19 protein-coding genes are annotated in these 19,823 nt (G+C 50.4%); 12 read left to right on the forward strand and 7 right to left on the reverse strand.

What is annotated here, in order from left to right:
- Window positions 1–74 precede the first annotated feature (74 nt).
- Both L4C36_RS19080 and L4C36_RS19085 read left to right on the forward strand, forming a co-directional pair.
- Window positions 75–386 carry a monooxygenase gene (locus tag L4C36_RS19080; protein ID WP_428479391.1) on the forward strand — a complete coding sequence of 104 codons (312 nt, stop codon included), beginning with the start codon at window positions 75–77 and terminating at the stop codon, window positions 384–386.
- A gap of 65 nt (window positions 387–451) precedes the next feature.
- Window positions 452–829: a hypothetical protein gene (locus L4C36_RS19085; protein ID WP_428479392.1), complete on the forward strand. Its 378-nt coding sequence runs from the start codon at window positions 452–454 to the stop codon at window positions 827–829.
- Between the two features lie 80 nt (window positions 830–909).
- Here the strand turns inward: L4C36_RS19085 and L4C36_RS19090 are convergent, their stop codons facing one another.
- Both L4C36_RS19090 and L4C36_RS19095 read right to left on the reverse strand, forming a co-directional pair.
- Window positions 910–1,050 (reverse strand): hypothetical protein, encoded by a 141-nt coding sequence (locus L4C36_RS19090; RefSeq protein WP_428479393.1) that lies wholly within the window; start codon window positions 1,048–1,050, stop codon window positions 910–912.
- Window positions 1,051–1,267: 217 nt separating this feature from the next.
- The gene (locus tag L4C36_RS19095; protein WP_428479394.1) at window positions 1,268–3,553 is read right to left on the reverse strand and encodes an acid phosphatase; all 2,286 of its coding nucleotides are present in this window, start codon (window positions 3,551–3,553) and stop codon (window positions 1,268–1,270) included.
- Between the two features lie 246 nt (window positions 3,554–3,799).
- Between L4C36_RS19095 and L4C36_RS19100 the strand changes: the two genes are divergently transcribed.
- Window positions 3,800–4,687: a hypothetical protein gene (locus L4C36_RS19100; protein WP_428479395.1), complete on the forward strand. Its 888-nt coding sequence runs from the start codon at window positions 3,800–3,802 to the stop codon at window positions 4,685–4,687.
- Between the two features lie 117 nt (window positions 4,688–4,804).
- On the opposite strand, the gene L4C36_RS19105 is transcribed toward L4C36_RS19100, so the two are convergent.
- The 4 genes from L4C36_RS19105 to L4C36_RS19120 form a co-directional block, all read right to left on the reverse strand.
- Window positions 4,805–6,505, reverse strand: coding sequence for a hypothetical protein (locus L4C36_RS19105; protein ID WP_428479396.1), 1,701 nt, complete (start codon window positions 6,503–6,505; stop codon window positions 4,805–4,807).
- Between the two features lie 5 nt (window positions 6,506–6,510).
- A complete protein-coding gene (locus L4C36_RS19110; protein WP_428479397.1) occupies window positions 6,511–7,086 on the reverse strand; it encodes an ECF-type sigma factor in 576 nt (191 codons plus the stop codon).
- A 69-nt stretch (window positions 7,087–7,155) separates the two neighbouring features.
- Complete coding sequence (locus L4C36_RS19115) at window positions 7,156–8,583, reverse strand: chromosome partitioning protein ParA (RefSeq protein WP_428479398.1); 1,428 nt, start codon at window positions 8,581–8,583, stop codon at window positions 7,156–7,158.
- Window positions 8,580–9,932 (reverse strand): serine/threonine protein kinase, encoded by a 1,353-nt coding sequence (locus L4C36_RS19120; protein WP_428479399.1) that lies wholly within the window; start codon window positions 9,930–9,932, stop codon window positions 8,580–8,582. Before L4C36_RS19120 ends, L4C36_RS19115 begins: the two co-directional genes overlap by 4 nt.
- Before the next feature lie 519 nt (window positions 9,933–10,451).
- Here L4C36_RS19120 and L4C36_RS19125 point away from each other — a divergent pair.
- A complete protein-coding gene (locus L4C36_RS19125; protein WP_428479400.1) occupies window positions 10,452–11,693 on the forward strand; it encodes an NRAMP family divalent metal transporter in 1,242 nt (413 codons plus the stop codon).
- Between the two features lie 76 nt (window positions 11,694–11,769).
- Here the strand turns inward: L4C36_RS19125 and L4C36_RS19130 are convergent, their stop codons facing one another.
- Window positions 11,770–12,744 carry a LysR family transcriptional regulator gene (locus L4C36_RS19130; protein ID WP_428479401.1) on the reverse strand — a complete coding sequence of 325 codons (975 nt, stop codon included), beginning with the start codon at window positions 12,742–12,744 and terminating at the stop codon, window positions 11,770–11,772.
- A gap of 276 nt (window positions 12,745–13,020) precedes the next feature.
- On the opposite strand from L4C36_RS19130, the gene L4C36_RS19135 reads away from it, so the two are divergent.
- The 8 genes from L4C36_RS19135 (at window position 13,021) to L4C36_RS19170 (ending at window position 19,766) form a co-directional block, all read left to right on the forward strand.
- Window positions 13,021–14,022, forward strand: a complete 1,002-nt coding sequence (locus L4C36_RS19135) for a porin (protein ID WP_428479402.1) — start codon at window positions 13,021–13,023, stop codon at window positions 14,020–14,022.
- A 76-nt stretch (window positions 14,023–14,098) separates the two neighbouring features.
- Window positions 14,099–14,584, forward strand: a complete 486-nt coding sequence (locus L4C36_RS19140) for a copper chaperone PCu(A)C (RefSeq protein ID WP_428479403.1) — start codon at window positions 14,099–14,101, stop codon at window positions 14,582–14,584.
- Complete coding sequence (locus L4C36_RS19145) at window positions 14,581–15,207, forward strand: cytochrome c3 family protein (protein WP_428479404.1); 627 nt, start codon at window positions 14,581–14,583, stop codon at window positions 15,205–15,207. The genes L4C36_RS19140 and L4C36_RS19145 overlap by 4 nt, the downstream gene beginning before the upstream one ends.
- Window positions 15,200–16,897, forward strand: a complete 1,698-nt coding sequence (locus tag L4C36_RS19150) for an Lcl domain-containing protein (protein ID WP_428479405.1) — start codon at window positions 15,200–15,202, stop codon at window positions 16,895–16,897. The genes L4C36_RS19145 and L4C36_RS19150 overlap by 8 nt, the downstream gene beginning before the upstream one ends.
- Window positions 16,898–16,952: 55 nt before the next feature.
- Entirely contained in the window at window positions 16,953–18,137 is a 1,185-nt protein-coding gene (locus tag L4C36_RS19155) for a YncE family protein (protein WP_428479406.1), read from the forward strand.
- Between the two features lie 33 nt (window positions 18,138–18,170).
- On the forward strand, window positions 18,171–18,791 hold the full coding sequence (locus L4C36_RS19160) for an SCO family protein (protein WP_428479407.1): 621 nt from the start codon (window positions 18,171–18,173) through the stop codon (window positions 18,789–18,791).
- On the forward strand, window positions 18,788–19,384 hold the full coding sequence (locus L4C36_RS19165; protein WP_428479408.1) for a thioredoxin domain-containing protein: 597 nt from the start codon (window positions 18,788–18,790) through the stop codon (window positions 19,382–19,384). Before L4C36_RS19160 ends, L4C36_RS19165 begins: the two co-directional genes overlap by 4 nt.
- A 31-nt stretch (window positions 19,385–19,415) precedes the next feature.
- Entirely contained in the window at window positions 19,416–19,766 is a 351-nt protein-coding gene (locus tag L4C36_RS19170) for a c-type cytochrome (protein WP_428479409.1), read from the forward strand.
- The last annotated feature ends 57 nt before the right edge of the window (window positions 19,767–19,823 follow it).

The following is a 19,823-nucleotide window of genomic DNA, read 5'->3' on the forward strand; positions in this document are numbered from 1 at the left end:
AATTTATCTAAGTAATATATCACTCAAACCATATGGCCGTGCGCCAAAACATGACAAAGACTGAGGATAGGACGATGACACAGACATTGCTGCAAGTGGATTTTAATCATCAAGGGCCGTTTGGTGAGGAAATGGCGACGCAGTTAGCGGGACTGGCCGCTTCTATTAATGAAGAGCCGGGGTTCATTTGGAAAATCTGGACAGAAAATGAAGCGGAACAGTTGGCGGGTGGGGTTTACCTGTTTGCCGATGCCGCATCGGCGCAAGCGTATTTGACGATGCATACGGCACGTTTAACCCAGATGGGTTTCACGGGGATCCGTGGGCGCGTGTTTAACGTGAATGCGGATTTATCAACCATTAACCAAGCGACGTTCGCCCTGTAAAACGACATCGGTAAAGCAATACCTGTTAAGTACGGCATTTCTCCATCTAACAATGAATTGAAGCAATGAAAAATAAGACCTTTTTTACCCTACATACCGCCATTTATGGCACCTTTGCGTTTGCACTTTTTGTACTGCCCGCTTGGATGTGGCCTTTGTACGGCGTGCAGGTCAATGATCAATACGCGTACTTTTTGTCGCAGCACAACAGTATTTTCTTGGGCGGTATTGCGGTGATCAGTTACGTGTTCCGTAACGTGCAAGACGCAACGGCAGGCAAACAATTGGTCAAAGGGCTGCTGTTCACGAATGCCTTAGGTATGGTGATTACCTTGTATGCGGCTATCACGGGTATTTTTACTGGGTTTGGCTGGAGCGATCCGGCTTTCTTTGCGGTCATGCTGGTGGTCAGCGTGCGTCAGTGGCGATGGAATGCGGGCTAAGTGATTTCTCAGGGAGATTAGCGGTTATATGAAACGGGCCATGAAAGTGACCCGTTCTTGTCTGCGTTTTTTGAACTCGCTTATGATGCGGTATTTTTCTCTGCCGTGTGTCCCTCAAGGTCGTGAGACAGTTTCTTCATCCAGCGTGCTTTAACCGCCTGTAAGTGGGCGCTGTGCTGCTGTTTAATGCGTTGGCGTAGTTTGTGCTTATTGTCACTCATCACAGGTGTCCGGTTATTACAGGGTCAAGATGTGTTGGCAGTCTTTACATTGGTAAACCGCTTTGAAAAAGAGGCGCTGGAAGAGGTTACGCTTTACGCGTGTGACGTTGCGATGGGCGCAAGGGGCTGGCGAGGTCATGGTGGAACAGTCCTTTGTATAAAAACGGCAACCTATAAAGGTCGCCGTTCGATAGATTAAGCTGTGAATGATTAGGCGTTATTCAGCAGGTACCCAGCGGCTGTATAAATCGCTAATTAACGCTTTATCTTCTGATGTGATGTAGTAGGAAACATTGTTTTCCAACTCATTCGAAGTCACTTTATCAGTGATGCCGATAGACAGTTGGCCAAAGTGACGGTTGATGTAGTTGTAGCGATCATAGCCACCATCCCATGGCTCACGCATATATAGGCGCTCAAAGTTTGTTTCTTCGTCAGTTTCCACGTCCCAGAAATCACCCTTAGATGCATTTGTGCCATTCAAATCGGTTGATGTGTATGTGGTATCAACGTGATAAATATTCACTTCAACCATTGGGTCAATATTTACACCATTAGCATCATCGGTCAGTTTATACACTGGTGTTTCAGGTGTAATACCTGCTGCTAATGTGTTATCAAATGGCGTTTCCGTTGAATCAAGCCAGAATAATTCGTCATCCATTTTAAAGATGATTTGGTATTCAGTATTACCGTGTTCTTCAACTGTGTGCTGATACAGCATTTGGAAGTTAGGCATGTTATCACCAGAAGCATCGACTAGGGAGCCATCTTCAGCAATCGTTACAGCGCCGCAATCATCTGCAATAAATTCTTTTGTGCTCGTTAATTTATCCAGTTCTGCTAGCGCATAGTCCCATTTATCGTGGCCGTGATTAGTCAATGAGTCGTCAGAACTCCAACAAAACTCAAGTAGACCACCTGTGTTGCGTAGAGTTGCAAAACCGACTTCATTGTCACCGCTGTTGAAGGAACCCATTTTCCAAACGCCGTCTTTGAAGTGAGCATTGGTGAAGCCCAATTCATTAGCTGGTGGCGGTACAACCACGCCTTCTTTTACTTCAGGAAGCACGAAGTCAACAGTTACAGAGGTATTAGAACCGTCACGATCGGTTGCTGTAACGGATAAACGCTGTTTTTCAGTACTCGCCTCTGACGGTTTACCCGAAAGCGCCAGTTCACCATTGTTATCAACAGAAGCGGTTAGCCCTGCAACAGATGTTGATGCCGTTAGTGTCAGAATGTCGTTTTCATTATCAGTAAATAGGTTACTAACATTGATCGATAGATTCTGTACTTCGGTGCCTTCTTCTAGATCCCAAGTGTTAATCGTATTTTGCAGTTCAGCTTGCTCAGCCTTATTGAACTCAGGCGCTTTGTTTAGTGCTTCAATCGTGATGTTGAATTCAGTACTAGCCGTTGTTTCCAGCGCGTTGCCTTTAGAATCGACATCACTTGCCGTTAGCGTAAGGGTGTAGTTACCTGGTTTTGTCACAGGGTTTGCTGGTGTTAGCACCAACTTACCAGCCTCAATAGAGGCGGTGATTCCTGTACCTTCAAGGTTACTCTTGATCGTAGGAACGACGCCTGCTTCTTGGTCTGCGTCGACAAACAGATCGGCAATGGCAATTTCTACGCCACTGAAGTTATCGTCTTCTTTTAGTGTTGGTAGTGCTTTAACGGCCGCTTCTTTTACTGTTGCATCAACAATCAGCTTGCTGTTAGTGATCACTTCCGGTGCTAGGTTGTCAGAGTCGGGTGTAGTGTCTTCAATGACAGGCTTATTATTCACATCCTTGATGGCTTCATCAGTCATGTTTTCAACAAGGGTGTCAGCTTCTTTGGCAAACTCGGTCGCTTTTTTCTCATAGCTCTCAGGGTTTGCCGCTTTTGATTCTGTCAAAATCTGTGCAGTTTTGTGCAGTTCCGCATTGGCTTTGTCGCCTTTAACGAAATCGCTGAACAGATCAACAGGGGCTGCGTCAGTACCACCCAGTGCGATGTTAACCGCGGCTTGTGCTTCTTCCGCCGTTTTACCTGAGGCCATTTCAATCGCGACCAAGTCCGTGATTGGTGAAATCACGTCAGAGTTGTTCGGGGCACGGAATACCACTTCATGGGCCATCGCCTGAGACGGGTGATCCATGTCTACGGTGTAACGACCTGCATAGTTGGCATTTAGCGCAATCAATTTTGCTTGTGCCGTGCCGTTTGGCGTAATGGTTTGTAGCGCGAGTGTACCCTTCGGTTTTTCCGTTAACTCTAGCTGACCTTTCGCATTCGTCAGGCCAAGGAATGTATCGCTAGTATCCCACTTGCCGTTATCGTTTTGGTCAACAAACATGACAGCATTTTGGAAGTAACCATCGAAACCGGTGATCACGACACCGCCCGGTGCTGGTGGGTTGGTGCCAGTGTTGCCATCCGTATTGTTGTCAGAACCGCCGCCACAGCCCACAAGAGCAAAAGCGACAGATGCGGCAAGTAAACTAACCTTTTTCATTACGTACATTCCTTTCTAAAGAAAAAACCGAGCGGGAATTTAGAATTTTGTATTGCCACGGGGTAAGCCTACCCCCGGCAAGGTGGCTATTTATAAAGAGAGAGAGAGAGGGAAACAAGGTACGGAAAAGAGAGAAAAAACCGTAAAATATATTTTTGTTTTTTTATATGTGGGGATATTGGCAAATAAAAAAACTTCGTTAATATCCACGCCCTCTTTGTGACGGACGGCGAACGGATATAAACAATGAAAATGTGGCACACGTTAGGTGGGCTCGGCAGCGTTGGTATAGCATCGCTGATGTCGACAATGGCCGTTGCAGGGGCGCCAGCGCCAAGTCATGAGTCGGGGTATTCCTACCTGACCATGGGCGTTGAAAACATCACCTACCAAGAAGCCTTCATGGGCAGCGGCGGTGCGGTCTCTGATGTGAGCACGTCGAGCCCTGTGTTGAACACGGGCGGTTTGTACTACGTGAATGAGAAGTTCGATTTTTCCATTGATGCCTTAGCGACGTTCACGCCAATGGGCTCAACAGAGCAATGGGAAGACAGCCAAGGTCGCGCTTATCAGCAAAACCAATTCGAGTACTTACGCACGTCGACCAATATTTTGGTGCATTACAAATGGCGTGATGATATCCGCTTTGTCTTCGGCCCATCACTGACGTATCAAACCTACAAGCGTTACGGGTTGAAAGGCTTGAACGGGTATGAAAATCCGGTATTCCGAGAAGGGGATACCTGGGAAGAGAAATCGACCGATATCTTTGTGGATGTGGGTTTAGCCTATGACAGCGGTTCGTTGTTTCACTCAGATAAATGGCGCATCAGTGGTCGCTGGATAGCGGGTGTACCGATTTGGAGCGTCACAGAAAACACCAAGTTTGAAAATGTGTCGTTCGATGATTTTGGCTTCAGAACATCGCTGGAAGGCACACTGAGTTACGAAGTGATGAAAGGGCTGCACTTGGGCTGGTTTGTGATGCTGGGGTACGAATTCCGTGCCGAGTCTGATCCGCAAACGGTCCGATTTATTGATAGCCAAGGCGACTGGAAGCAGGGTACGGCTTGGTTACCTGAAGCAAAAACCTATACCTTTAATACCGGTATTCAGGCGTTGTGGAAGTTTTAACTTGTGGTGTTTTGGCTGCAAACTGCCTTAATTACGCAGCCAATTGTCTAGAAGTGGTTTAACGTTCGACGTTGACTATCCGTTTCAGGGCATCCTTGTGATGCCCTGTTTTTTTGATTACGGCTTCATGTAATCAGGATTGTGATAGCGCAGGTTGATCTTAAATTCTTCAACGATATGGGCGTATTCTGGCTTCGGTCGGATGATAAAACTGTAGATGTTGCCCGGCACAAAATAATCATAGCGGTGATACTGCAGCCCGAAATACACATAGTTGCGTTGCCAGTCATCGCGGTAGTGGACACCACAGTGAATGGGGGCACTGCTCCATGGATCGGCAGAGCTGGAAATAATATCACCGGTTTCCCCTTCTCCGGCGAGGACGTTACTTTGCCAGAAGGGCAACACGTTTTCGCAGGCTAAGTCACGTAATGGTGAATGCAAGTTCCAGTCGGAATCCAGCCCTTGGTATTCATCGTGCGGCCCATACAAGTAAATGTAATTGCCGGCGAAACTTTGCAAAAACTGCCCATTACTGAGCGGAACAAGGTAATCAAACATCTGCATCTGAAAAGGGTATTGACCCGTTTGTACGTTTAACCGCGCTTCCATGGCGGATCGTGAACGTTGCAGCGTGTAGCTTTCTACATGCTTGCCAGCATAGACCGTGGTAAAGAAATTTTTGACCCCTTCACGGTACCAAGAATCGTATATCCATTTTACGTTCCAGCGTTGTTGGCCATTAAGCTGAGAACTGGTGCTGGTGACGATCAAATCCTTCTTATCATCAACTGTATATTCCCCGATTTCCTGTAGGTGGCTATTCATCGGGCAGTGTGTTTGGGTATTTGCTGCGGCGAAATACACCAAGCCATCTTTAAAGCGCCATGCCTCACAATACACCACCTCATAGCTGTAGTAAGTGTCGGCTAACCCATAGGTGGTTTCCAGCCGGTACAGCGTTTCCCCTTCTAACGGGTGGGGCACTTTGTCTGCGGGGGTCTGCATCGGGCGCAACGTGAAATATGCGGATACCCAAGGTTGATTGCCGTGTTGATTATCTTGCGCTTCAATCACTAACGAAGGAAAAGCCACCAAGGTTTGGGGGATGCCTTGTACTCGCAAGGTGCTGCTTGTTGGCGACACCTGCACCCCTGGGATCGACAGATACGCACGAAGACGAATAGGATCCCCTTCTGGGTCGGTAAACAGGTTGTCGATCGGCAAGGTGTAGCGCACCGGCATGTCTTGGCTGAAAGCCCAATTGTCGACGATTTTTTGTAACTGACTATGCACCGCAGGGTTGATCTGGGGCGGGTAGTTCGTTCCACTGGTGTCGTAGTCGATGTACTCTTCTCTGATACTCATGCCGATATCATTGAGTGCATAACCGTACACCGCATCACGCATATTGCGCTGTGCTGAGGGGGCAGAGGTCGTGCTTTCAGTGTGGTCATCGGGTGACTGAGCAAGGTCATCTAATGCGATCTCTTCTGATTCAATTGTGGTTTTTTCTGCATCATTGAGGGTGTCTGCATCGTCTTTTGATGACAAATCTGTTGACGTTTCTACGTCGACATTCGCCTCAACGGTGCCTGTATTGGCATCTGCGTAGGATGACGGCATCACAGGCGAGTCCACGCTTGATGATGCGAACAAGGATCCTTCAGGCGTGACATGTACCGGGGCCGCTTGTGCTGATGATGCGAAGATGACAAGTCTGTCGTCGGTCGCGGGTTCCTGTGCCGAACACCACCACCATGTTCCTGATACAACGGCAGTGATGACCGCTAACGCGGTGAGATGGGTTGCCTTCATGCCGCTTAGGCCATCCGTGTTTGCAGCCAGCTGCGTGAGAATTTGAGATCTTTTTCAATCAGGCTGGCGCTGCACTCGAGTAATTCGCTGATTTCTTGGTTCTGTAACCCCATTAGGTACTTGAGTTTTAATGCGCTGGACTGTCGCGGGTAGCGCACACTGAAACTATCTAACGCCTTATCAATGATGATCAGCTGTTCAAAGCGTTCATCCTGATCGCCCGCCACGACCGTTAACTGTTGGCGTTTTTGAGCCTGTAAGTTACGGGCATTATCGATCAAAATCTGGCGCATCACTTTTGCCGCCATGAGGAAAAAGGTGCGTTTATTTTCGATTTCAGCCAATTCGTTATTCGACATTTTCAGGTAAGCATCATGGATCAATGCCGTGGTGCTGCTGATACTGTCGGCCAGTACATGGTTGTCGATGCCGTATTTTTCGGCATTACGTGCGCGTTCTTGCTGCGCAATTTTACGCAGTTGTAAGTAGGCAAACTGGTACAGTTGGCTTTCGGCGAGCTTATCACCGGTTTGCCACTGCTGAATGATTTGCGTCAGTGGCTGAGAAGACGTTCCCTGCATGGTCACTCCTATTCGGTTGACGGCCGTGGGTTCACGGCGCTGTCATGTCATCAATGGTGAAAATAACGGTTAAAATTGTTTGGTAAATTCTGAAATGGCGAACGTTTGAAGGGTGTCAGACCCATCAGAATGTTGTGTGCGTATCTGCTGATAACGGTACAACATGCCTTGATCCCACGTGGCACCCGCCGGAAGGTATTCCCACGTGGTGTGAAGGGGTGGTTTTCCTTTTGGATACCAACGCACCGTCACGTTCATTTGCGCCAGTTGGGCGGGGGTGTCTTCGGCATTCAGCCACCACATATCTCCGTAGTCTGCGGTTACATCTTGGCGGTAAGCCGTGCGTTTTGTCGGACAGGTGTCGGTGTTTTTTTGCCCTTGTAAAACGGTATTACCCTCAAAAAGCAGACAGGTTTCTTGCATGTCGGTTTCCTGATAAGTGGTTTCTTTCCATACCCCTTCATAGTCAATCTTGTGGCCTTTCGCTTCCGGATAGGTGAACCACATCATCTCACCTTGATTGCTGTGCAGTACTTTTCCATTTGGGCCTAATCCTTGGACTTTCTCCATGAACAGTTGTGTGGTTGGGTCGAAATTGATCGCCATGGTGCGGTACTTCCAGTCTCCTTCATCGTCGTAATCATCGACTAAAAAGCCATTTAGATCACTGCGCGTACAGCCTTTTTGGCTGCAACCGACCAAGCCTTGCATGTTGGAAAAGTTCGACATCGGTTCTTCTATGGTGGACTCAAGAGCACCGGCCGGATTGCGATAACAGGCATTGAAGAGATCCCCCATACCGGGATACTGGATGATGTGGGAGGGCGTGATCATATAGTGCATCTCGCCGATAGGGCTGTTGTGACGTGGGCGTTTGATATAGCGCAAATCCAACACGCAATGGCGGCCAGTGTAGTCTTTTTTGCGAATAATGATGGTCGTTAATCGTTGGTTGAGCGGGGAATAAATGACGTCATCAGAGGTAAAATGTCGCTCAATATATTGTTGGCTCTGATTCAAATGCTCAACGGCCGCTTTGACCGGCACAATGTCAAAGTTAAGTTTGTCTTTCATGTCGTCAAGCAAGTTGAGATCCAGCATACGTAACTGCTTCTGAAACGCCGGATCCGCCAGCATATCGCCCAGTAATTCAATTTCAGCCTGATCTTCCGGGGTGTTATCCAGTGATAGCAACAGGCGTGTCATATTAATGCTACGGCTGGGGGTGGTCGTGGACAGCGTGGGTGTAACGACGGTTTGTCCCGACAGTTTTGTTAGTAAGTAAGCGTTGTTATCCACGCCCAGATAGAAGCTGACGACATCGCCCGTGTTGTACTGAAATGCCCCTTTTTGGGTAATCCCTTTAATGTTTGAATCGGTTTCATAGTACAAACCGGTGACCGGCGCATCAATAAAATACCCGGTGTGTTGTGTTGTCGCAAAAGCAAGGGGGGCGATACTGCTCAGAACCCAAAGCGTCAGGTGTTTGTTCTTCATACTTGATTATGCTGTGTTTTTATTTGTGTTGTTGTCTGGATCTGCTGCGCACGCGGTATAGGGGTAAGATTGGGTTTATCCGGCGCGGGCGTCATCATGATCATGAGCAGTCGTTGCTTCACTGACTTGGGCAGATCCGGGTTGGATAAAATGCGGCGGCGTGATAAATCCAGCATGGCACTGACTGACAGTAAGGCGTTATCACTGCCACGGGCATGAAACATCATGCTGGTGACCTCAAACATCATATTTTCAGCCACCATTTTTTCTTCGACTAATCGACGATTTTGTACCACCAATACCGAGGAAAACACCATGGCACTGAGAACCAATAGGCACACCATGGCTGTCGGGAAGGGGCGTCGTTGGATCAGCTTTTTCGTGCAGTAGAACACGAGGTGTTGCTTGAGTGAGATGGGCTGACACAACAAAATATGTTCAATGTCTTGACGCAATTCCGTGGTACTGGCGTAACGCGCCTGTGGTTCGTTTGCCGTCGCTTTGTCAATCACAGCCAGAATATCCCCCGTTGCCTGTGGGAACAGCATCGCCAAGATTCTCCCTAACGAGAAAATGTCACTTTGTTGGGTCAGGAAGCGTCCGGCTTGGTGTTCGGGGCTGGCATATTGTTCACTGAACGCGATTAACGTGCCCGCATCAATGTCATTTTGGCGATGCAAGGTTTGCGTGAGGTTGAAATCCAGTAACTTGGGCTGACAATCGCGATCCACCAAAATATTTTCAGGCTTAATATCGGCGTGCAGAATGTGGTTTTGGTGTGCATGCTCAATGGCGTGGCAAATCCGTTTAAACAGCGTTAATTTTCCTTGGCGATCAGGGGCGTGTTCGTGCACAAAGCGATCGAGGGTTTTGCCGGCCACTCTCTCCATCACGATATAGACGCACTCTTGGTATTCCCCACCGTCGAACACTTTGGCAATGCACGGGTGATTCAGACGCGCTAAGAGTTGTGCCTCCGTAAACAGCGCCCGTTTTCCCAAAATCTGGATAAGCGTCGGCTGGATAAATTTGATCGCCAGCTGCTGTTCAAAGGTTTCATCAGCACGGTGTGCGGCATACACCACGCCCATGCCCCCGCGACCCAGTTCATGCGTAAGTTGGTACTTATCGATATTGTGGCCACTGAAATCAAAATCGGCACCAACCAGTTGATTGATATGGAAACCCAGTAATTGCGTCAGAGGAGTGGTGTTTTCAAGCAAGGGCAGCAATTGCTGATGCAATGCCGGATGCGAGTGTGCCAAATCACGTATTCGCGCCTGTTGTGCGGCGTCGTCGAGGTCGAGTAAATCGTAATATACTTGTGTGATACTTGAACTGACTGTCACGGCTTACGTCTTAATCGCAGAAAGAAGATAATGCGGCAGTATATTTTGTGAGATTGATCGCAAAAATACGCCTGTACCCTATTGTATTTCAACTTCGCTTTATTGCCAAGCTAATGCTTTGTAAGTGATTTTTTCATATGCAAGCCGTTTGTATTCCGTGGGTTTGCTTATGCCTCTTGGGTATCTTTGTGAGGTATAAAGATGAGAGTGTCGAGAAACATAGGCGATCACGGTGATGCTGTTGTTTGTACACAGGCTCTCGCATGAGCCAGCCCCGACTTGACTCGGAAAGTCCAGGGGAAAAACCAGAGGGAGAAGAGGGGGGATGATTTTTGCAAAATGACGATATTTTCTATTGACACACTTGTGGTTAATCATTAGTATCCGCGCCCAGCAAACGATTGCTCTCGACAGGCAACCTGTCTTTATTGAGTCATTCCACCTGCTGCGTCAGCTGATCTCGGTCAGTTGTCTTTCTTTTTTTATAAAAGAGAGAGACAACATTTTTTGGGAATTGGCATGACCGTTAGCACCTCCACCACAAACACCGTTTCAAACGCACACCTTTCGCAGCCTGCTTCATGGCAGAACAAAGCGATTCTGAGTGTCGCCTTCTTAATGGCCACGACCTCTGTCGGCCCTGGCTTTCTAACTCAAACGGCTGTTTTCACCAACATCTACAAGATGGATATGGCGTTCCCTGTGTTTGCCTCCATGTTTATCACTTTTGGTATTGTGATGAACTTATGGCGCATTGTGGGTGTGTCGGGTCTGCGTATTCAAGACATCGCCAACAAAATGGCCCCAGGCATGGGCTACTTCATTGGTATCCTACTGGCACTGGGTGCGGTGGCATTTAACTTCGGTAATGTCAGCGGCTCTGCGCTGGGTATCAATGTATTAACGGGTGTCGACACCACGTGGGGGGCACTGTTTACCGGTGCGATTGGCTGTTTGCTGTTTGTGGTGCATAACGCATCAAAGCGTATGGATCAGATGGCGCGTTACCTTGGCTTATTCATGGTGGTATTGATCGCGTATGTGGCAATGACAAGCCTGCCCCCGTTGGGTGAAACCATGGTCGCGGCCGTGATGCCAACGGATATGGGTAGCTTGCTACTGCCAACCCTGACTATCGTCGGGGGTGCGGTAGGCGGTTACTACACCGGTGCACAGCGTTTGGTCGACATTGGCCTGCAAGGTGAAGAGCAAGTCGGTGCCATCAAGAAAGCGGCATGGGCCGGTATCTCCATCGCTGTGGTGATCCGTATCCTGCTGTTCTTGGCGGTGTTCGGTGTGATTGCAACCGGTGCGGTGCTGGATGGCGCCAACCCTGCGGCTGATGCCTTCCGTCACGGTGCGGGTGAAGTCGGCTACTTCATCTTCGGTCTGGTGCTGTTTGTTGCGTCTATCACCTCGGTGGTGGGTAACTCGTACATGGCGATTTCCCTGATTAAGACCCTGTTCCCAGTGGTTGCCCGTAACGAAAAAGCCTGGTGTGTGGGTTTCATCGTATTGACCAGCCTGGGTACGGTATTCATGAACATGCCACTGCTGCTGCTGATGCTAGCGGGCTTGGTGAACAGCATTATCCTGCCGATTGTACTGGGTACCGTACTGGCAGCAACACGCCGTAAAGACATCGTGGGTGATTACCAACACCCTGTGTACCTGACGGCTATCGGTGCCGTGATTGTGGTCGTGATGGCGGCAGCAAGCTTCAGCAACATCGGTAACTTCATGGGTAAGTTCATCGGTTAATGACCGATGTGATACATGATTAAAAATGGGTAAGACAAAGCCGCCACTTCAGGTTGAAGTGGCGGCTTTTTTTGTTTTACACGGGCCAGGCGGAGGCGGAATTTGATGGCGCAGGCACTGACATCGCCGTCATCCGGTAAGGCCCATTGTGTGCGCTGCAATGGCTGCTGATGTATTGGCGTAGCTCTGCCATGAAGACCGCAAAGCGTTCTGCGGTGTACTGGCGAGAGCGGTATACTGCATAGAGCTGTCCCCATTGGTAGTACGCCCCGTTAAACACATCCACCAACTCGCCTTTTTCCAAATAATGCGTAATTTGATCGAAGGGGATCTGCGCAATGCCCATGCCCGCTAACGCCAAATTGGTCGCAATGTCGACCGAGTCGGTCGAGACAATCCCCGTCACATCTACCACGCCTGATCCCGCCTCACTTTCCCACTTCCAGCTCAACTCTTGATTCGGACAATTGGTATTGGTGATGCACTGATGCTGCGATAACTCATGCGGATGACGTGGCATACCCTGCCGGGCAATATACTGCGGCGACGCGCAGAATACACGACGATAATTGGCCAACGGCTTGGCGACCAACGACTGATCACTCGGCAAAAAGGGGGCGATCATGATGTCGCAGTCGGCCATTTCACGCAGATGCGCCGGGTGCAGCGTGGTCAGGTGCAGGCGAATGTGGGGGTGCTTGGCACAAAACGTACTCAAAAAGCTTTGGCTTAGCCAGCGTGCCATAGGGTGCAGTAAGCCCAATTTAATCTCGCCACGGAGGTAGTCCTGATCGTCATGTAGGCTATCAAGGGTGTTATCCCAGTCTTGTAAAATACGTTGGCACGACGCGAGAAAGACCCGTCCTTGTGGTGTCAGGTGGATCTGATTGCCGCCGCGATGAAACAGGCGCAACTGGGTGGTCTGCTCAAGCTGGTGTATTTTACGACTGAGTGTCGACTGGTTGATATTCAGATTATTGGCGGTTTCAGTGAAATTCAATTTCTGTGCCAGCAGGCAGAACATCCGAAGTGTATCGATAGGAAAGGCCATGTGATTGCGTCAGTTATCATTAACCCTTGGTATGTTACCAGCACTTTGCTGCAATCTCATGCTTGAACTGTATATGCACTGGAGTGCGCATTGTCCGTGATGCTGAGACAAAGCGCGTTAATTCATTGATTTAATATGTTTTCATAAAGTATGAATGCGTTTTTTTGCCTTCATGCATTATCTGCATCGCTGCGATGCCGTTCGGTTGGTTCTCCCTTGCCATCGCTCTTCATATACTCGCCACCGTGAAAAACTATTTAAAGTTGTGGCTGAGATATGAATAAAAATAAACACCTCCCTTTTGCGCTGGCATTACTGCCGGCCGCCCTTTTTGCACCTTACTTATCGGCTGAGTCCACGTTACCGGCAGAGTCGCTGAGTGCGCCGATGCCGACGATCTACGGTGATATCCGTGCGCAAGCCGCTTGGCACCAAGACAAGGATTACACCACCGATATCTACCAAGCGACAGTTGGCGCCATCGGCAACCTAGGCTACAAGCAGCTAAAAGTGCGTTATCAGCTGGAAGCGGAATACTCGGAATCTGAGCATTCTGCCGCGAAAGATAACGATCTGATCGTGCGTGAAGCCAACATCATCACCATGTTGCCGCCGTGGGGGGGCTTATACATCGGTTCGGGGACCACAGGAACCTGGGCGGATCTGTATAGCAAGGTGGATATCTTTGAAAGCAACAACATGGAACGCCACAGCGACAACCTGCTGTTCGGTGGTAAGCGTTATGCCACTAACCAGTTGGCCTACATGACGCCATGGTGGGGCGGTTTTCAATTCAAAGTGGCCGTTGTAAGCCCGAATGACAGCAATAACAACGATGCCGACATCATTGGTTTGCGTGCGCTCTACAAGCAAGACAACTTCAGCCTTGTTGTGAACCATTCCTGGACAGACAAAGTCATGCTACCGGCCGGCACTGAGCACGATAGCCAGCGCACCTTGATTGCCACCAGCTATCAGTGGGCTGATCTGTATTTTGGCGCGGTGGCTGAACTGGACTATGACGCGCCGTTTGGTGAGCGCCAAGTCTATGGTGTGTCAGCAAAATACACCTATGGAAAAACCGCTTTCAGCCTAGGTGCGCAATACGCGGATTGGAACAACGCAGCCGTTGAAAACGACGTGCTGGGGTTAGTTAACGTGCGTCATGATCTGAACAAGCACTTGGCGGTGTTCGCCGAAGGCGCGCTGTACAGCGAAGACAAGCCGACGACAGCCAAAGGCGACAACATCAATTTGGGTTTGATCGTGTCTTTCTAGAGCGGTTTCTCTTTCATTGATCTTGTGAATCGTCTCTTTCTTATTTTGCCTTACCTCATCCTTCAAGGAGCCAACCATGAAACGCTTGCTTTGCTCAGCCTTACTTGGCCTGAGTGGGTTGTCGGCCCATGCGGCGGTCACGGTCACTGATTGTGTGATCCGAGAGCCTGCCCCTGGGACGGATAAAACCGGCCTGTACTTTACTGTGAACTATCAACCGGATGCTGAAACGGCGTCATTGCGTTTGCCTGCCCCAGAAGCGCTCTATGGTGCAGCCGTACCCGCCTTAACCGGCTACACCGAATTGCATGACATGAGCCATGTGGAGGGTGTGATGACCATGACCCGTATTCCGCAAGTGCAAGTGAAGCCCAATACAACCCTGTCACTGGCACCGGGTGGCAAACACGTCATGCTGTTTAATCTGACGAAAACCCCGAAAGCCGGTGAGCACTACCCGGTGGAATTGTGGTTAGCGTTTGATCCGAACGCGACCTGTATGGCGGAAGTGAAAACCTCAGCGCAAATTGCAGCAGAAAAAACCGAGCAGGTGACGCCATGAAGCAACTAATCAGAGGCATTCGCAGCGTAAAAGGCGCGGTGTTTGCGGCCATTTTAACCATCGGGGGAGGCTTGGGTTTGTTAGCGGCATTGCCTGCCAGTGAAGTGATGCATGCACTGAGCACCAACGAATTTTGTAGTGGTTGTCACACCATGACACCGATGGCTGAGACCTTTAAGCAAAGTGTGCACGGCGGCAATAACGCACAAGGCTTTGTGGCCGACTGTGTATCTTGCCACTTGCCTGAGTCCAATGTGGTGGAAGAGCTGTGGGTGAAAGGCACCTCGGGCATGCGTCACCTGTGGGGGGAATATGTATTGCAAATGGATGCGCTGGACTACGATGCCCTGCATCCGAAACGCACCGAGTATGTGTTTGATTCTGGTTGTGTGAATTGTCACCGCACCTTAGAAGAACGTGCGGCCGTCGCAACGGAAAACTCACCGATTTCTGATCAAACCCACCAGTTGGCCTTTGCCCGAAAAGACACCGACAGCACCTGGCAGTGTGCCAGCTGCCACTACGACATTGCCCACCCAGGGTTGAAGCGTGACATGCGTCTGCGTGAAGAGTCGGTATTGCGTGATTTGGCACAGTTCTCAGGAGTGGAAAACAATGGATAAGTCATTCAATACGTCCGTGCTGGCTGGTTGCCTGACGGTTGCCCTGTTTACCGGTATCAGCATGGGCATGAGCAGCGTGGCCATCGCAGCGCCTGCCACCCCAGTGACGGACATCGATAACGGCTACGAAGATTACACCATTCGCCGTACCCCGGCGGATTTAACCCCACAAGAACGCCAAGTCGCGAACCGCAACATTTATGCGTGTTACTTAGGCTGTCACCGCCCAGCGGTGGAAGAAGTACCGGAGACCCTGAGCCCGAAGTTGGAAGGCTTTGATCCGCAATATTTCTATGATCAGTTTGTGGACATGGACATGGAGCGTCAGGCGGGCGTCTCCTCCCAGATGAAAGAGTACGTTTATACCATTCCGCCAAAAGAAATTGCGGATTTCTCCTTGGTGCTCAGTGAACGCCAAATGAAATGGAACCCGCGTAAAGACGTAGTTGAAAGTGACGCCTATGCCCGCGGTAAGCAGAAGTATGACGCGAGCTGCAAGATGTGTCATGGCGAGCAGGGTGCCAGCACCAATCCTGCTTACCCGCCGCTGAAAGGCCAGATGCCCGCGTATGTGTTTGAGCAGATGACCGCCTACCGTGACGGCAAGCGCACCAACCGCCAAGCCGCCATCATGGCACCGTTTGCCAAAATGCACAGCGAAGACGATTACGCTGACATCGTGGCGTATGTCACGGGTATGTTCTACACCCCGATTGCCCGTCGTGAATTCATTACCGGTAAAGGCATGCCACCGGTGGAAGGGTTCAAACTGCCTGATACCGGTCAGGTTCAGAACTTCATCGACAAGCACGGCGAAGACATCGATTACCCGAAAAACCCGATGAGCTACACCATCAGCCCATCCGGCAAAGTGGTGATTGATGATAATACCCAGCTGATGTGGGAACGCGATTCTTCCCGTATCTGGATGACCGCCGTAGAAGGTGAAGCCTACTGTGAGAACTTGTCACTGGATGGCTATGACGACTGGCGTTATCCGTTGATGAAAGAGCTGCAGAGTATTGCGGATCTGGGTGAATTCCGCCCGGCAATCAATACCGATGCCTTCTTGAACATGCCACGTCTGAGTTCGGGGGTGTGGGGTTTCCCGGTGAGTGACCACCCGGATCACGCTTGGCACATTGGTTTCCCTGAAGGGCACATCATGGGTCAGCACACGGCGTCCACCAAGTTGGTGCGTTGTGTGCGTGCGGATAATGGCGCGGCGTACCACAACATGCGTTACGTCGATAACAAAGACGGCACTGTCACCGAGAAAGTCACGGATCGTATGTGGCAGCAGAACATCGATTACAAGCGCCGTAATTGGCTGGACTCGATCGATTACTGTGAAAACTTGGACTACGCGGGTTATGAAGATTGGCGCTTGCCGAACATCAAAGAGTTGGTCTCGATTGTGAACTACAACAAGACTTCGCCAGCGATTGATGAAGAATTCTTCCCCAATACGCCAATTAAATACTTCTTCTGGAGTAACACCACTGACTTGCCGGGACCAACGCTGTTTGTGCGTCCGCTACCACCGCGTAAGAAAGATCAAACCCCAGAGATGCTCGATCACCGTACCGATACCGGTAATAAAGGCTGGGCACAGGGTTACCAGATCGGATCCGGTCTGGGGATGAGTAAGGACGTGGAATTCTACGCCCGTTGTATCCGTAACCCGTAATCTTCTTTTTCCTACCTTAATTCAGTGCCTCCTTCATGGGGGCACAGGAGATCGTATGACTGTATTAACCTCCGTTCTTTTTCGCGCAATGGCGCTGACATCTGTCGCTTTTAAATCCACCGTGAGACCGGTTGTTTTTAACTCTCTGCTCACCGGCGCTTTGTTATGTACCCAGTTACTGACCAGTGTTTGTCAGGCCGATGAACCTGGGCGTTATGATGACGGTGCCCGCTGGGCGTTCGTGACCGATAAACATTCCCCCCGCGTGGCGGTGGTCGATACCTTTTATCACAAGCACATTGATACCCTAACCTTAAAAGCCGTGCCGACTATGATGGAAGTGTCGGATGTACAAGACATGCTGCTCTATATCGACGGCAAAACACCACAGGTCTACATTTATGATCTGGTCGAGAAAACCCACTGGGCCATGGCGGTCGAGAGCATTCCGCATGCATTGGCCGTTGCCCCAGATGGTGCCCGTGTGGCGGTGGCGCTGGAAAATAAACTGGTGATGCTTGCGCCGCTCACTAAAACCTACCTTGAAACGATTCCCCACCTCGCTATGCCGTATAGCTTCAACTTCGATACCGGCGGCTACAACCTCTACATCACCGATCAAACCAGCGGCAAAACCAAAATCTGGCGGGTGCATGATGAAGCGATCACGGAGATCCAACTGGGTAGCGGTGGCAACGTCTCAGAAGTGACGCTTTCACCGGATGCCCGTTTGGTGATGGTGGGGGATTTGGCCAATAACACCGTCAGTGTGTGGGATCTGTTTATGGGGCAGGAATCTGCTCGCATTCCGCTACAGTCTACCCCGTGGCGTCCGTATGTGAGTTCTGACAGTGAACACATGATTTTAGCGGCGCAGAACGGCCAAGGGTTGGTGGTCAATACCTGGACTGGCCAAACCGTGAAAACCATCGACGTTAAAGATACTACCACCGAAATTCGCACGGGTTGGTTGGAAAGTATTGGTGTGGTCGCCACCCAAAGTGGGCTGAATATTTTCAACCTGACCAGTAAAGACGAAGCTAAGCACTTTCCGCTGGCGGCACCGCTAGGGGATGTCGTGGTGGTGGCCGATTCTAAAACCCTGTTTGCGACCCAAGGCGATAACAGCCATTTGCTGGTGGTCGATTTGCGAAAAGAACGTTTGTTGCCTGCGCTAGACACGGGCTTGAAAGCCCCGCATCTGATCGCAATGGGCTTGACCAATACCATCTGTCACTAAGTCACAGCCAGCAGCCAGTTAATAAGGAAAATGATGATGCAACACACAGACAAGGGAACGCAAAGCCGATGGTGTAAAGGCCGCGCAATGGGGGGGATGGTGGGAATGTTTGCCGGGCTCGTCATGACAGTGATGGGCACAGTATCGCCAGCGCACGCCGCGCCGCTGCGTTTTACCCTCAACGAAGCGACGATGGGGGAGGTAACAGAAACGCAGTGGCCGGATAAATACCTGTTCATTGCCATCGGCTATACCTCGTGTCCGGAAATTTGCCCGACCACGGCGATGGACATGGCCGGTGTGATGACCCGCTTGGGCGACAAGGCCAAGCAGGTGGTCCCCCTGTTTATCTCGATTGATCCGCACCGTGATACGGCCTCGAACCTGTCTCAATACGTAGGGTATTTCCACCCTGACTTGGTCGGGTTAGTAGGCACTGACGCACAAACCCAAGCGGTCGCCAAGGCTCTGAAAAGCACGTATGGCTATTCCCGTGATGGCAAACCGGTGTACCCGCCATTGCCGGCACTGTATGAAGTGTTCCACTCCACCTACATGTACCTGTACGGGCCGGACCGTGAACTGATTGATGTGTACGGCTACGGTGATGGTCCCGAAAAAATGGCCGCGCAGATCGCGAGGGAAATCCCGTGAGACTAAAGCGTGTGGGAGCGAGATGGCGTATCGGCCTGCTGGTACTCAGTGCTGCTTGCGCGTCACCGGCATTGGCCGATCAAGCGGTATCGCAGTGTGCGGTACCGGCGCCCTTTGTGGCCATTAATGCTCCCCTTGAGGGAATAAAAGCGGCCTTGCCAGCGTCGGTGTTTGTCGCTGTGAATAACACGCCAGTGACACTCGTGAATTACTGGGCCATATGGTGCCCGCCGTGCCGCAAAGAACTGCCGATGCTGGCCAGTCTCAAGCAAGCGTTAGTGAGTACTCAGTCAGTGGTTTCGATGACTGCTATTGCTATGCCTATCGTCGCAATAGAAACGGTGCATGTGGGTGACAATATGCCCGCGATAACCGCCACGTTCGAAAAATTGGATGTGGCCGTATTGGGTACCGCGTTCATTGACGATTTTAACGCCGTACGCCAATTGGGGTTTAAAGGGCTGCCCGCCACCGCGGTCACGGTTAACGGCACGGCGCGTTATCGCGCAGACGGGTATCTGCATACCGACCCGCAGGTATTAACGGATTGGCTGGTCTGCCTGAGCACAGCCACACAGCAAGTACGCGAATAATCAGAACGGATAGACAGAAGAGGAAGGAATAATGGGGCGATATGTGCGAATGGGGATTGTGCTGAGCATGCTCGCGGTGGGCGGCGTTTCATCCGCTTTCGCTGCGGGTAATGCCAGTGAATCGGGTGAGCAATTGTATAAAAATCCGGGGCGGGGCGGCTGTATTCAGTGTCACGGCGAAGCCGGAAACGGTCCGGTGATCCCGATGTACCCAAAAATCGGCGGTCAGTCAGAAATCTATCTGTATAACCAGATGATTGACTACAAAGCCAAACGCCGTAAAAACGGTTTGTACGTGCCAATGGAAGTGGCCATGCAACCGTTTAGCGATGATGAGATCCGTGCCATGGCGCAGTATCTGGCACAGCAAAAAACGTTTTAGGGGGAGCGCAGAGCGCTGGCCATGAGGTTGCCTGATACCGCTGTAATAATGTGCTAC

Source organism: Photobacterium japonica, assembly GCF_050337005.1.
Taxonomy (GTDB): Bacteria; Pseudomonadota; Gammaproteobacteria; order Enterobacterales; family Vibrionaceae; genus Photobacterium; species Photobacterium japonica.